Origin of the sequence: Halomonas sp., assembly GCF_031581305.1 — a bacterium.
Lineage (GTDB): Bacteria > Pseudomonadota > Gammaproteobacteria > Pseudomonadales > Halomonadaceae > Halomonas.
The window spans coordinates 1-13,004 of sequence record NZ_JAVLBC010000089.1; the positions used below are offsets into that span (position 1 = coordinate 1).

Annotated in this window: 13 protein-coding genes; 3 read left to right on the forward strand and 10 right to left on the reverse strand. The window is 69.5% G+C overall.

Features of this window, described 5'->3' with window-relative positions; translation table 11 throughout:
- Positions 1-68: 68 nt before the first annotated feature.
- Complete coding sequence (locus tag RI841_RS09045) at positions 69-1,142, reverse strand: tartrate dehydrogenase (protein ID WP_310705270.1); 1,074 nt, start codon at positions 1,140-1,142, stop codon at positions 69-71.
- A 109-nt stretch (positions 1,143-1,251) separates the two neighbouring features.
- Here RI841_RS09045 and RI841_RS09050 point away from each other — a divergent pair, with 109 nt between their 5' ends.
- The gene (locus tag RI841_RS09050) at positions 1,252-2,202 is read left to right on the forward strand and encodes a LysR family transcriptional regulator (protein WP_310705271.1); all 951 of its coding nucleotides are present in this window, start codon (positions 1,252-1,254) and stop codon (positions 2,200-2,202) included.
- Positions 2,199-3,527 (forward strand): glycosyltransferase, encoded by a 1,329-nt coding sequence (locus RI841_RS09055; RefSeq protein WP_310705272.1) that lies wholly within the window; start codon positions 2,199-2,201, stop codon positions 3,525-3,527. Before RI841_RS09050 ends, RI841_RS09055 begins: the two co-directional genes overlap by 4 nt.
- A gap of 6 nt (positions 3,528-3,533) precedes the next feature.
- On the opposite strand, the gene RI841_RS09060 is transcribed toward RI841_RS09055, so the two are convergent.
- Positions 3,534-4,721 (reverse strand): TauD/TfdA family dioxygenase, encoded by a 1,188-nt coding sequence (locus RI841_RS09060; protein ID WP_310705273.1) that lies wholly within the window; start codon positions 4,719-4,721, stop codon positions 3,534-3,536.
- Between the two features lie 121 nt (positions 4,722-4,842).
- Between RI841_RS09060 and RI841_RS09065 the strand changes: the two genes are divergently transcribed.
- On the forward strand, positions 4,843-5,721 hold the full coding sequence (locus RI841_RS09065) for a LysR substrate-binding domain-containing protein (RefSeq protein WP_310705274.1): 879 nt from the start codon (positions 4,843-4,845) through the stop codon (positions 5,719-5,721).
- Here the strand turns inward: RI841_RS09065 and RI841_RS09070 are convergent.
- The 8 genes from RI841_RS09070 to RI841_RS09105 all read right to left on the reverse strand — a co-directional run.
- Positions 5,718-7,511 carry a glycosyltransferase family 39 protein gene (locus RI841_RS09070; protein ID WP_310705275.1) on the reverse strand — a complete coding sequence of 598 codons (1,794 nt, stop codon included), beginning with the start codon at positions 7,509-7,511 and terminating at the stop codon, positions 5,718-5,720. The genes RI841_RS09065 and RI841_RS09070 overlap by 4 nt on opposite strands.
- Positions 7,508-7,789, reverse strand: coding sequence for a lipid-A-disaccharide synthase N-terminal domain-containing protein (locus RI841_RS09075; protein WP_310705276.1), 282 nt, complete (start codon positions 7,787-7,789; stop codon positions 7,508-7,510). Before RI841_RS09075 ends, RI841_RS09070 begins: the two co-directional genes overlap by 4 nt.
- On the reverse strand, positions 7,786-8,550 hold the full coding sequence (locus RI841_RS09080) for a glycosyltransferase family 2 protein (protein WP_310705277.1): 765 nt from the start codon (positions 8,548-8,550) through the stop codon (positions 7,786-7,788). Before RI841_RS09080 ends, RI841_RS09075 begins: the two co-directional genes overlap by 4 nt.
- 92 nt (positions 8,551-8,642) lie before the next feature.
- Entirely contained in the window at positions 8,643-9,428 is a 786-nt protein-coding gene (locus RI841_RS09085) for a zinc-dependent peptidase (protein ID WP_310705278.1), read from the reverse strand.
- A 4-nt stretch (positions 9,429-9,432) separates the two neighbouring features.
- Positions 9,433-11,004 (reverse strand): bifunctional GNAT family N-acetyltransferase/carbon-nitrogen hydrolase family protein, encoded by a 1,572-nt coding sequence (locus tag RI841_RS09090; RefSeq protein ID WP_310705279.1) that lies wholly within the window; start codon positions 11,002-11,004, stop codon positions 9,433-9,435.
- A 51-nt stretch (positions 11,005-11,055) separates the two neighbouring features.
- The gene (locus tag RI841_RS09095) at positions 11,056-11,976 is read right to left on the reverse strand and encodes a DMT family transporter (protein WP_310705280.1); all 921 of its coding nucleotides are present in this window, start codon (positions 11,974-11,976) and stop codon (positions 11,056-11,058) included.
- A gap of 70 nt (positions 11,977-12,046) precedes the next feature.
- Positions 12,047-12,448, reverse strand: coding sequence for a heme-binding protein (locus RI841_RS09100; RefSeq protein WP_310705281.1), 402 nt, complete (start codon positions 12,446-12,448; stop codon positions 12,047-12,049).
- 42 nt (positions 12,449-12,490) lie between these two features.
- On the reverse strand, positions 12,491-13,004 hold a 514-nt coding region (locus RI841_RS09105), incomplete at its 5' end, for a heterodisulfide reductase-related iron-sulfur binding cluster (RefSeq protein ID WP_310705282.1).

A 13,004-nucleotide genomic window follows, 5' to 3' on the forward strand; every position in this document is an offset into this window, starting at 1 on the left:
TTGATAGTCTAGACGATGACGGCCATCGCCTGGGCGGTGGCCGTCGCGTATCGGGAGGGTGAGCCCGCTCAGCCGGCGATGCGTTCGGCGATGGCGCGGCCCAGGGCCTCGGTGGTGCCGTGGCCGCCGACATCCGGCGTCAGTACCGCCCTGTCACCCTCGGCGAGCACTGCCTCGAAGGCATCGACGATGGCCTGGCCGGCTGCCGCGTGGCCCAGGTGATCGAGCATCATGGCGGCGGACCAGACCTGGCCGATGGGATTGGCGATGCCCTTGCCGGCGATGTCCGGGGCGCTGCCGTGGACCGGCTCGAACAGGCTCGGGAATCGGCCGTCCGGGTTGATGTTGGCCGAGGGGGCCACGCCGATGGTGCCGGTGCAGGCCGGCCCCAGGTCGGAGAGGATGTCGCCGAACAGGTTGCTGGCCACCACCACGTCGAACCAGTCGGGGTGCATCACGAAGTTGGCGGTAAGGATGTCGATATGGAACTGGTCGACGGCCACCTCGGGGTAGTGCACGCCCATCGCCTTCACGCGCTCGTCCCACCAGGGCATGGTGATGGCGATGCCGTTGGACTTGGTGGCCGAGGTGAGCCTTTTTCGAGGGCGAGAGGCCGCCAGCTCATAGGCGTATTTCAGCACCCGGTCGACCCCTGTGCGGGTCATCACGGTCTCCTGGATCACCACCTCGCGGTCGGTGCCCTCGAACATCTTGCCGCCTACGCTGGAGTACTCGCCCTCGGTGTTCTCGCGGACCACGTAGAAGTCGATATCGCCGGGTTCACGGTCCGCCAGGGGACTCTTCACGCCGGGCAGCAGCTTGCAGGGGCGCAGGTTGACGTACTGGTCGAAGCGGCGACGGAACTGCAGCAGGGAGCCCCACAGCGAGACATGGTCGGGTACCGTCTCCGGCCAGCCTACGGCACCGTAGAAGATGGCATCGGCCTCCTTGAGCTGCTCGAACCAGTCGTCGGGCAGCATCTGGCCATGCGTGGCGTAATAGTCGCAGCTGGCGAAGTCGAAATGCTCGAGGGCGAGATCGATGCCGAAGCGCCTGGCGGCGGCCTCGAGGGCGCGCAGCCCCTCGGGCATCACCTCCTTGCCGATGCCGTCGCCGGGAATGACGGCGATGCGATGGGTCATGGTATTCCTCCTGGGGGTGCATGGGTCGTGCCTGCGAGTCTAGTCCTGCACGGAGAAAAGATAATCGGGTTACCATTCAACTCATTGTTGAACGAGAGTGGAGAGTGGCATGACGCCCCTCGATGATCTGGCCTTCTTCCGGCGCCTGGCGCATGCCGGCAGCCTCACCGCCACCGCCCGCGAACTGGGCCTGTCGCTGTCGGCGGTGAGCAAACGCCTCAAGCAGCTCGAGGCTCGGCTGGGCGTCGAGCTGGCCAGCCGCACCACGCGACGCCTGACGCTGACCGCCGAGGGCGAGCGCTACCTGGCACGGGGCGGGATGATCCTCGAGGAGCTCAGCGAGCTCGAGGAGTCCCTCGGCGAGCATCGTGCCGAGCTCTCCGGCCCGTTGCGGGTCAACGCCACCTTCGGCTTCGGCCGTCGCCATGTCGCCCCGCTGCTCTCGGCCTTCTGCCGTGACCATCCCGGGATCGAGGCGAGCCTGGAGCTCTCCGGCTTTCCGCTGAGCCTGGGTGACCAGGCCTTCGACGTGGGCATTCGCGTCGGCGAGCCACCGGACTCCCGGCTGGTGGCCCGCCGTATCCTGGCCAATCGTCGCGTGCTGTGCGCTTCCCCCGCCCGGGTGGCGGCCCTGCCTCCGCTGCGCTCGCCGGCGGACCTTTCGGGGCAGGCGTGCCTGCTGCTGCGCGAGAACGACAGCGACTTCGCGGTGTGGCGCTTCCAGCGCCGGGACGACCCCGGGGTGGAGCAGGCGGTGAAGGTGGCCGGCCCGCTGGCCAGCAACGACGGCGAGGTGGTCATGCGGCTGGCGCTGGATGGGCACGGCATCGCGTTGCGCTCCTGGTGGGACGTGCACGACCACCTGGCCCGCGGTCGCCTGGTCGAGTTGCTGCCCGACTGGCAGGGGGTTCGCGCCGACTTCCACGCCGTCTACCGTCAGCACCGGCATGTGCCGGCGCGTATCCGTGCCTTCGTCGCCTATCTTGAACAGGAGATGACCTGCCGGGTGCCTTCCCGGCAGAATGTCGCCACCGCCAGCCGAGGAGCCCTGCTGCCGTGAATGTGCTGATGTTCACCAATACCTACCTGCCCATCGTCGGCGGGGTCAGCGAGTCGGTGCAGCGGCTCAAGCGCCGGCTGCAGGCCGCCGGCCACCGGGTGCTGGTGGTGGCGCCGCGCCTGGAGGGGCAGCCCCGGGATGAGCGCGACGTGGTGCGGGTGGTCGCGGTGCAGCACTTCAACGGCAGCGACTTCTCGCTGCCGGTGCCGATTCCCGGCCAGCTCCATGAGGCGATCGAGGCCTTCGATCCCGACATCGTCCATGCCCATCACCCCTTCCTGCTGGGGGACACGGCCGCCCGGGCGGCGGAGACCTACGGCCTGCCCCTGATCTTCACCCATCACACCCTCTACGAGCACTACACCCACTACGTGCCCGGCGACTCGCCGCGCATGCAGCGCTTCGCGGTGGCGCTCGCCACCCAGTACACCTGGCTGTGCGACGAGGTGATCGCGCCCAGCGAGAGCATCCGTGACCTGCTGCGCCGGCGCGAGGCCAATCCCCGCATCAGCGTGGTGCCGAGCGGCGTGGATACCGCACGGTTTGCCGTCGGGAACGGGGCGCACTGGCGCCACCGACTCGGCATTCCCGAGACCGCCTACGTGATCGGCCACCTTGGGCGCCTGGCGCTGGAGAAGAACCTGGCGTTCCTGGCCGAGGCGGTGGCGGAGGCGCTGGTGCGCGCGCCCGAGGCCCACTTCCTGGTGGTGGGCGAGGGTGAGGCCCGCGGCGACATCCAGGCACTGGCGGAAGCCCGGGGCGTGGCGGGGCGCCTGCATTTCACCGGTCGCCTGCATGGGCAGGCGCTGATCGATGCCTACCACGCCATGGACGTCTTCGTCTTCGCCTCCCACAGCGAGACCCAGGGGATGGTGGTGGCCGAGGCCATGGCGGCAGGCCTGCCCGTGGTGGCCATCGAAGCCCCCGGGGTACGCGAGGTGGTGGTCGATGACCGCAACGGGCGGCTGCTCGCCGCGGATGACGTGGACGCCATGGCCGAGGCGCTGGCCGCCCTGGCGGATCCCGATGTCCGCCTGCCGCTGGCCGAGGCCGCCCTGGAGACCGCCGCCGAATACGACGAGCCACGCTGCGCCGAGCGGTGCCTGGCGGTCTATCGCCGCGCCATCGCCCGGGGCGGCCCCTTCACCCACGCCGACGAGGGCGGCTGGGAGCGGGTGCGCCACCGGCTGGGAGCCGAGTGGCAGATGCTCTGCCATCGTGGTCGCCTGTTGCGCCACCTGGTGCAGGACGAGTGGGAGCAGGAACGCCCCGCCTGGTGGCCTGGCCATCGGGCGGAGGACGAGAGCGATGTGCCGCGGAAATAGCCCCTGTCAGCGCGCCTCGCGGGCGAGTACCCGCAGGCGCGACTCGCACATGTCGAGGTCCAGGTAGGTGCCCTGCAGGTGGCGCCGGCCGGTGCTCGGGTCGAAGGCGCGGCGGCCATGCAGCACCCGGCGATTGTCGAAGGCGACCATCTGACCCGGGGCCAGCGCGAAGTCGAGCTGTTGCTCGGGGGCATGCAGCAGCCGCCAGAAGCGCCGATAGGCCGCGTACCAGGCCTCGATCAGGTACGAGGGCAGGCGTAGGGTGTCGCGGATCCAGTTGTTGAAGCGCACCTCGAGCAGCGCGCCGTCGGGATCCAGCGAGAGGATCGGCGCACGGGTGCCGATGTCCTGCTCCTCGTCCTGAAATCGGAAGTCGATCGGCGTTTCGGCGAGGAGCCGGAAGGCCTCGGGTGACTCGGCGCGCAGGGCCTCGGCGGCGGCGAAGCCGTCGGCGAAGATCGACTCGCCCCCCTCGGCGTCGTTCTCCAGGCAGTAGAGCAGCTGGATGTCCGGCGGCTGGCGCCAGTTGGGCAGGTCAGTATGCAGCGCCAGGGCGATGGCCGTGTAGGCGGCGTTGTTGGGGTTGGGCTTGGAGCGCACGTCGAAGCGGGCACCGAAGTTGGTCGGGCGCAGCGGACCGATGCGCTCGGCCAGGCGGCTGACCTCCTCGTCGGCCAGCGGCCCCGCCTCGAGCAGCACCAGGCCGTCGCGAAGCAGGGCCTCGAGCCAGGCGCGCTCACCGGCCACGCTGCCCGTGAAGTCGGCGTGGGCGATGCGCTCTGGCGCGTAGTCGGCCGCCCAGGGTCGCCGCGCCGGGATCACTGTGTCCGCCGCCTGGCCGGGGCGGCGCCGGTAGAGCCAGCCGGCATCGAAGCGGCTCGGGTGGCCGTCCGCCCAGGTCAGTGCCAGGTGGCCGTCGACCCGGCGCGCCTCGGGGATATCGGTGACCGGCGTCAGGGGGCGATAGAGGCGCTCGCGGGTCACCGGATGGCGGCAGGCCTCGCAGGCGCAGTGGTCGCGCAGCCAGCCGAGCGGAAAGCGCCCCGTCGCGCCGTCCTCCCACTCCAGCAGCAAGGCGGCGTCGCGCCCGTCGTCCGTGCGAAGCGAGGTGAGCCGCGGCGTCTCGCCGATATCGCCAAGCTCCCCCATGGGAATCCGGGCGTGGGCGGTCGGGAGCGTCTCGAGGGTGGTCATGGGCGTCTCCTGTCGATGCGATGGCGGTATCGAGTGGGCGCCAGACTGGGCCATGGCCGTGCGGGCGACAAACGATTAATCTGGTCCCTACGACCCCATTCAGCTTATGCGCAGGTTATTCATGAGTCGCCTTCCTCCCTTGCCGTGGCTGCAGGCCTTCGAGACGGCGGCACGCACCCTGAGCTTCACCGCCGCCGGCCAGGAGCTCGGCGTGACCCAGGCGGCGATTAGCCAGCGCGTGCGCCTGCTCGAGGATCGCCTGGGCCAGAAGCTCTTCGTGCGTCACCCGCGCAGCCTCGGTCTGACCCCGGCGGGGCAGGCCTGGCTGCCGTGCCTCCAGGATGCCTTCACGCGCCTGGCCGAGGGGACTGACGAGGTCTTCGGCAGCGCCGGGGAGGCCCCGGTGACGCTGCGCACCACCCCGGTGATTCAGCAGAACTGGCTGGCGCTTCGCTTGCCGGCCTTCCAGCGCGCTTGCCCCGACATCACTCTGCGCCTGATCAGCGCCCTGTGGCCGGACGACTTCGGCCCCGAGGGGGCGGATCTCGAGATTCGCTACGGCCGCGGCGACTGGCCGGGGATGGAGGCGGTATCGCTGGGAGATGACGCCATGCTGCCGGTCTGCGCGCCATCGCTCGCTGCGACGATTCGCGCGCCGGCGGACCTGGCGGGGCACACCCTTCTGCATGCGGTGGGCTTCGCGGTGGGCTGGCCGAGCTGGCTGGAGCGGTTCGGTCCGGCGGGCCTGGAGGCGCGCTGTGCGGCGCTGACCTGCGACAGCCAGGTGATGACCCTCGCCCTGGCCGCCCGGAGCGCCGGGGTGGCGCTGACGCACCGTCGCCTCGCCGAGGGGCGCGACGACCTGGTGGCGCCGCTGGCGCTGGCGCTGCCTACCGCGGAGCGCTTCTGGCTGGTCCGGCCGGCGCGGGGCGAGGCACGCCCCGACGCCGATCGGCTGTGGGAGTGGCTGGTGGCAAGCCTCGCCGACAAGGTCGACTAGGGCTGGTTCTGATGTCGTGGAGCCCGGCGAGCCACGTCGTTCGCGACCTCAGTGCCGGCGAGGGTGGTCGGGGCGATATAGAGCGGGGCGGCCTCGCGATCCCCCGGGCAGGCGTCGAAGGCGCCGCCCGGGATCAGCCACCAGGCCTCGCTGTTCTGCACGCCGAGATCCCGGGCGCGTGACAGGTCCGCGCAGGCGACCTCCTCGTCACGGTGCTGGGGCACCAGCATCCAGCGCTCGCCGGGCGCCTCGTGCAACCAGGTGAAGGCGCGACGGAACTGGTCGTCATCCGGCGTGTGGTAGCCGAAATGCACCATCGGCTGGCGGGCCTGGAGCAGGAATTCCTCGTCGAAGGCCGGCATGGCCAGCCAGGCCTCCGGGCCGGTCTGGTCCACGATCTCCTGCATCAGGTCGCGGGGAGAGCGCGCCGGGTCCATCAGCTGATACCCCCAGGTCGACCAGCTCAGCCAGAACACCGCCAGCCAGCCGGCGAGGACCACCAGGCCTCGTCGTGGTCGACCCCATGCCAGCAGTCCGAAGGCGATGAGCCCGAGCAGGCTCCACCAGGCCCAGGGGACGACCCCGTGGCGCTCGGCCAGCCGGGCCAGGGCCGGCAGCCCCAGGGCGCCGAGCACGCCGGCGGCGAGGAACACGACGCCGAACAGGGCCAGCACGCCGGCGCCCAGCCAGTGGAGCCGCGGGCGGCTCAGCAGGCCCGCCAGCATCGGCGCCGAGGCCAGCACCAGCAGCGGCAGGGTCGGCAGCAGGTAGACGCCGCGCTTGCCGGGGGAGAACGAGAAGAAGACGATCACCAGCACCAGGCCGCCGAGTGGCAGCAGGACCCGCGCATCGAGGCGCCGGGCACGACGCCACCAGGCGGGCACCAGCCAGGGCAGGGCCAGCACCAGCGGCAGCCAGGCCCAGGGGATCACCTCGAGGAGGTAGTAGTACCAGGGCTTCACATGGTGCCAGGCGTCGGCGTAGCGCTCGCCGGTCTGCTTGAACAGGATGTTGTCGCGATAGGCCGCCAGGGCGGGATCGTCGGAGAAGGTAGTATAGAGGGCCATGGGCACCACCCAGAGCGCGACGACGCCGAGGATCACGGCAATGCCGAGCCCCAGGTCGCGCCACGCCAGGGGCACCGCCTGCCGCCGCCAGGCCAGCAGGGCCCAGATGGGCAGCATCAGCAGTGGCAGGAAGCCCACCCCCTTGGTGAGGATGCCGAGTCCCATGCCGGCGCAGCCGATGAACCACCAGCGACGGGCGGGACCCAGCAGGGCATGGCGCAGCATGCCGTAGGCGCCCAGCATGATGAAGAAGGTGACCAGCATGTCGATCTGGGCGGTACGCGCCTGCAGCCCGAACTGGACGCTCGACAGCAGGGCCAGGCCGGCGAGCAGCGCCACCCGGCGGCCGTGCAGCCGGCGGGTCAGGTCCATGACCAGGGCCAGGGTGCCCAGCGCGCCCAGCAGGGAGGGCAGCAGGAAGCCCAGGCGCACCGAACCGGTCAGGTGGATCGAGGCGGCCGTGGCCCACATGAAGATCGGCGGCTTGTCGGGATAGGGTTCGCCGGCCCGGTGGGGAATCCAGAATTGCCCCGTCTTCAGCATCTCCAGGGCGTTCAGGGCGAAGCGTGGCTCGTCGGCGGGCCAGGGGTCGCGCAGGCCCATCCCGACGCCCAGGAACAGTGCGGCCAGCGCCAGCAGCCAGAGCCAGTGCAGCGACGGCAGGCGATGCAGGTAGCCGGGGCGCGGCAGTGCGGCGGTGTGTCGTGTGAGGAAGTCGATCATGTCCTGGCCCGAAGCTCCCGGATCTCATGACGGATCAGCATCAGGTTGCGCACGTAGATGAACAGCCCGGCGCCCTGGCCGGCGATGAACACCGGGTCGCGACGGTAGATCGCATAGGCCAGCAGGGTCGCCCCGCCGGCCAGGCTGAAGAACCAGAAGGCCCGGGGCACGATGCTGCGCCGGGCCCGCTCGCTGGCCAGCCACTGGACCAGGAAACGGGCGGAGAACAGGGCCTGGCCCAGAAAGCCGATGCCCAGCCAGAGCCACTCGACCGTCATGGCGTGCGCTCCGTCCGGTCATCCCGGGCCGTGGTGTCCTCCCGGGCGAAGGTCTCGAGCGGGGCCGGCAGGCGCGAGCGGCGACGCAGCCACATCACCCCGGCCATGTCGACGAGGCCGGCCCACAACCGGTTGTTGAGGCCGTAGTGGGAACGGCCGGCGCCCCGGGGGCGGTGATTGACCGGCAGCGAGACGCAGCGGCCGCCCTGGGCCTGGACCAGCGCCGGCAGGAAGCGATGCATGTGATTGAAGTAGGGCAGGCGCAGGAAGGCCTCGCGACGCATGACCTTGAGCCCGCAGCCGGTATCCGGGGTCTCGTCCCTGAGCAGCCGGGCGCGTACGCCGTTGGCGACCCGCGAGGAGAGGCGCTTGAGCCAGTCGTCGTGGCGGGTGGTGCGGTGGCCGGCGACCAGGGTGACGTCACCCCGGCGGGCCCGGTCGATCAGGCTCGGCAGGTCGGCGGGGTCGTTCTGGCCGTCGCCGTCCAGGGTCGCCAGCCATTCGCCTCGCGCCTCGTGTCCGGCCTGCCACACCGAGGTGCTCTGGCCGGCACTCTCGGCGTGGCGCAGGGGGCGGAGCCGCCGATCCGTCGCGGCCCGCGCCTCGAGCAGCGCCCAGGTGCCATCCCGTGAGGCGTCGTCCACGACCAGCACCTCGTGCTCGATGGTGGCCAGCGCAGTGGCAATCTCATCCAGCAGGCCGGGGAGGTTACCCGCCTCGTCACGGGCGGGAATGATCACCGAGATAAGGGGAACAGTCACTACGGGGTCTCTTTGGAACAATCCTGTGGTCGGAACCTGGAGGCTATCCGGCCTTTCTTACCAGAGACTTAAGAGGTGCGGACTGTATCGTGTCACCAGGACGGCGACTGGCGGAAATAGCGCGACAATAATGCATACAGTTCTGGATAGGCAGCGTGCAGAATGCCGGGAGCCGTGAAGAAATACTCACAGGCCACCGCGAAGCACTCGCCGGGGTGGGTTGCCGCGTAGTCGTCGATGGGCGTCGGCTGGCCGTGCGCCAGGCGCGACTGCAGGTCCTCCCAGACGCCCATGAAGACCCGGTACCATTCCTTGGGGTCGATTTCACGCGGCAGGGGCGGGAAGCCGTCCACGTCCAGGGAGTTGGCCAGGTCGAGCTTGTGGGCCAGCTCGTGGATCAGCACGTTGAAGCCGGTGAAGTCGCCACTGGCCATCAGGTCGGGAAAGGAGACTACCACGGGTCCTTGAGAAGACGTCTCGCCGGCGCGCTCGTCGACATACTCGTGGACCACGCCGGCCTCGTCCATGTCCGCCACCCGGCGCTGGAAGGCCGCCGGCAGGATCAGGATCTCGTGGACATTGGCGAAGGCCTCGCGGTGTTCGTTCTCCCCCCAGCCCAGGGTCAGCAGACAGGCCTGGGCCGCCAGGGCCAGCCGGGCGGGCGGGTCGAAGTCGGTGGTCTCGGCGAGCTCGGGGTGCAGGCTCAGGCGCTTGGCATGCACGAACTGCCAGGCGCGATGGCCGAGCCGCTCGGCCTGATCCTCGGGCAGGGTGGCGAGCAGGGCCACGCGTTTCCGGGCCTCGCGCCAGAGCGCCTCGGGGAAGGGATGGCGCTGTTCGAAGCGCCGTCCCCCCAGGCGCAGCAGCCGGCCGAACATGGCGTCAGCTCTCCTCCAGGTTGGCCCCGGACTTCCAGGACCAGTCGCGCCAGCGCAGGTCGAAGAGGTCCTTGCGGCGGTCCTTGAGGTTGGTCACCGAGCCCTCGGCCCGCACCACCGTCAGGCGGGTCAGATCGAGGTCCGAGAACATGATCATCTCGGTGTTGGGTGTGGTCTCGGAGAGCACGGCGTCGTGGGGGAAGGCGAAGTCCGAGGGCGAGAAGACCGACGACTGCGCGTACTGGATCTCCATGTTCTCGATGGAGGGCACGTTGCCGACGCTGCCGCACAGCACCACGTAGCACTCGTTCTCGATGGCCCGGGCCTGGGCGCAGTGGCGTACCCGCAGGTAGCCGTTCTTGGTGTCGGTCCAGAAGGGCACGAAGAGGATGTCCATGTCCTGGTCGGCGAGCAGGCGAGAGAGCTCGGGGAACTCGACGTCATAGCAGATCTGGATGCCCACCCGGCCGGCATCGGTCTGGAACACCAGCAACTCGTCGCCGCCCTCGATCACCCAGTCGCGGCGCTCCTGGGGGGTGATGTGAAGCTTGGCCTGGCGCTCGATACTGCCGTCGCGATGGCACAGGTAGGCGATGTTGTAGAGGAGGTCGTCCTCGCCCACCTCGATCATCGAGCCGGCGATGATGTTGATGTTGTAGGAGACCGCCATGCGCGACAGCTCGGTCTTGAACTGCTCGGTGAAGCCGGCCAGGAAGCGGATGGCGGCCATCTGGTCCTGCTGGGCGGCGCGGTCCTGCAGCCCCATCAGCGGGGCGTTGAACAGCTCCGGGAAGACCGCGAAGTCGCTCTGGTAGTCGGCCAGGGCATCGACGAAGTACTCCACCTGCTGCAGCACCGACTCCACCGAGTCGAACTCGCGCATCTGCCACTGCACGGCGCCGACGCGCACCTGGGTGGGGCGGTTCTCCAGCACCCGTTCCGCCGGCTCGAAGAGGATGTTGTTCCACTCCAGCAGGGTGGCATAGCCCTGGGACTTCTCGTCCTCCGGCAGGTACTTGCGCAGCAGGCGCTTGACCTGGAAGTCGTTGGCCAGCTGGAAGGAGAGGATCGGGTCGTGGATCTCCTTGCGGGCCACCTTGTCGAGGTACTCGGCCGGGGAGAGTTCGTGGGCGTGCTCGTGGTACTGGGGGATGCGCCCGCCGGCCAGTATCGCCCTCAGGTTCATGGAGCGGCACAGCTCCTTGCGCGCCTCGTAGAGGCGCCGGCCCAGCCGGTAGCCGCGATAGTCCGGATGGATCAGCACGTCGAGCCCGTACATGGCGTCGCCATCGGGGTCGTTGAGGATTGTCTCGCGCTTGCCGATCAGGTCGTCATAGCGGTGGGGGTTGGAGAAGGTGTCGTAGTCGACCAGCGCGGTCAGGGCCACACCGACGATGGTCTCGTCATCCTCGATGACGATCTGCCCGTCGGGAAACTCCTTGATCAGCTTGTCGATGGTGGGCCTGGGCCAGGCGCCGCCGATGTCGTGATAGACCCGGTCCATCAGCGCCTGTAGCTGCGGGTAGTCGTCCGGGCTGAGATTGCGCAGGTTGAGGTGCAGGTCATCGAGGGACATGGCGCGTCCTTTCTTCGGGTCAGGGGGCAGTCTCGCCGCAGTCTACCATGCTCAGCGCGGGCCTCTGTCGAGACGCGTCGCCCGTGCCGGGCGCCATCCCAGTGGCCGAGTGAAGGTCTGGGCCATGATGACCCCCGCCAACACCAGGGCCCCTCCGGTCAGGTGGAACAGCGCGATCCGCTCGCCGAGCAAGGCCATGGCGATCAGGGCGCTGAACACCGGCATCAGGTTGATGAAGATGCTGGCCTGGCTGGCGCCGATCTGGCGGATGGCCCGCATCCACAGGAAGGTGGTGATGATCGAGGCGGGGATGCCCGCATAGAGGATCAGCCAGACGTTGTGATCATCCACCGGCGTCATGGGGCCGATCAGGTAGCCGGGCAGCAGGAAGAGGGTGGCAAAGGCCGCCTGGAGGTAGAGCACCACCCAGGGCGGCATGTCCAGGGGCCAGCGCTTGAGCATCACCCCGTAGAGGGCGTAGCAGGTGGCGGCCATCACCATCAGCAGGTCGCCGAGAGCCACCTCGAGCTCGAGCAGTGACAGCGGGTCGCCATGCCCCAGCAGGACCGACACCCCGGCCAGTGCCAGCACCCCGCCCAGGGTACCGCCGAGACTCGGTGCCTCGCGCAGGATCAGCGCGCTGAGCAGCACCGTCAGCAGCGGCACCATGGCCGCCAGGATGCCCATGTTGGTGGCCGAGGTGGTTTCCGCGGCCACGTAGGCGAGCCCCTGCCACATCGCCATGCCGAGCAGGCCCAGCACGGCGAGCTTCGGCCACTGGCGGCGGATGGCGTCGCGATGGCGCCAGGCCACGGGCAGCACGAAGGGCGTCAGCACGGCCAGCGCCAGCACCCAGCGCAGGAAGGCGATGCTGCTCGGGGCGATGCTGCCCACGGTGAGCTGGTTGATGGTCATGTTGCCCGACCAGATCAGCACGGCGCCCAGCGGGGGAAGGAAGTAGAGCAATGGCATGGAAACCTCGTTACCAACGAAAAGCCCCTGCGCTTGGCAGGGGCCTCCCAGCTTACGTCACCAGCCTGGATCAGGCGATGGCGGCGACCGCGGCCTTGGCCACCTGCACGTCCTGGTCCGGCTTGACGCCGGAGATGCCGACGCTGCCGGCCACCTGGCCCTCGACGATCACCGGCACGCCGCCGGCCAGCAGGGCCTCCATGGGCGCGGTGACGAAGGCGGTACGACCGTTGTTGATCATGTCCTCGAAGACCTGGGTCTCCTTGCGGCCGATGGAGGCGTTGCGGGCCTTCTCGCCGGCCACGCCTGCGCTGAAGGGCGGCGCGCCGTCGAGGCGGCGCAGGCCGAGCAGGTGGCCGCCGTCGTCGGCCACGGCGATGGTCACGGCCCAGCCGTTTGCCTCGGCTTCCTTCTGGCCGGCGTCCAGCAGGGCGTTGACGTCATCCAGGGTCAGGACGGGTTTGTTCTGCATGGGAATCTCCTCGTTCATGGGGGTCGGGTGTCGCGTTCGGGATCAGGCCAGGGCGTCGTCGACGATCTCGATCCAGTGGCGCACCGGGGTGCGGTTGGCGCCGGCCAGGTGGGTCTGGCAGCCGATGTTGGCCGTGACGATCATCTCGGGGTTGCCGGCCTCGAGGTTGTCGAGCTTGTTGTCGCGCAGCTGGGTGGCCAGCTCCGGCTGGGTGACGGAGTAGGTGCCGGCCGAGCCGCAACAGAGGTGGGCATCCTGCACCGGGGTGAGGGAGAAACCGAGGCCGCGCAGCACCTGTTCCACCGCACCGCCGAGCTTCTGGGCGTGCTGCAGGGTGCAGGGGCAGTGGAAGGCGAGCCGGCGACTCTCCTTCGCCTCGAGAGCCGAGAGGTCCTCGTCGCGGAGCACCTCCACCAGGTCCCTGGCCAGCGCGCTGATGCGCTCGGCCTTCTTGGCATAGTCGGGATCGTCGGCGAGCATCTCGCCGTACTCCTTGACGAAGGCGCCGCAGCCGCTGGCGGTCTGGACGATGGCCTCGCAGCCGGCCTCGACGTGG

Coding starts and splice junctions, on each gene's coding strand:
- RI841_RS09045 (WP_310705270.1), bottom strand. CDS start 1,142: ATGACCCATCGCATCGCCGTCATTCCCGGCGACGGCATCGGCAAGGAG.
- RI841_RS09050 (WP_310705271.1), top strand. CDS start 1,252: ATGACGCCCCTCGATGATCTGGCCTTCTTCCGGCGCCTGGCGCATGCC.
- RI841_RS09060 (WP_310705273.1), bottom strand. CDS start 4,721: ATGACCACCCTCGAGACGCTCCCGACCGCCCACGCCCGGATTCCCATG.
- RI841_RS09065 (WP_310705274.1), top strand. CDS start 4,843: ATGAGTCGCCTTCCTCCCTTGCCGTGGCTGCAGGCCTTCGAGACGGCG.
- RI841_RS09070 (WP_310705275.1), bottom strand. CDS start 7,511: ATGATCGACTTCCTCACACGACACACCGCCGCACTGCCGCGCCCCGGC.
- RI841_RS09075 (WP_310705276.1), bottom strand. CDS start 7,789: ATGACGGTCGAGTGGCTCTGGCTGGGCATCGGCTTTCTGGGCCAGGCC.
- RI841_RS09085 (WP_310705278.1), bottom strand. CDS start 9,428: ATGTTCGGCCGGCTGCTGCGCCTGGGGGGACGGCGCTTCGAACAGCGC.
- RI841_RS09090 (WP_310705279.1), bottom strand. CDS start 11,004: ATGTCCCTCGATGACCTGCACCTCAACCTGCGCAATCTCAGCCCGGAC.
- RI841_RS09095 (WP_310705280.1), bottom strand. CDS start 11,976: ATGCCATTGCTCTACTTCCTTCCCCCGCTGGGCGCCGTGCTGATCTGG.
- RI841_RS09100 (WP_310705281.1), bottom strand. CDS start 12,448: ATGCAGAACAAACCCGTCCTGACCCTGGATGACGTCAACGCCCTGCTG.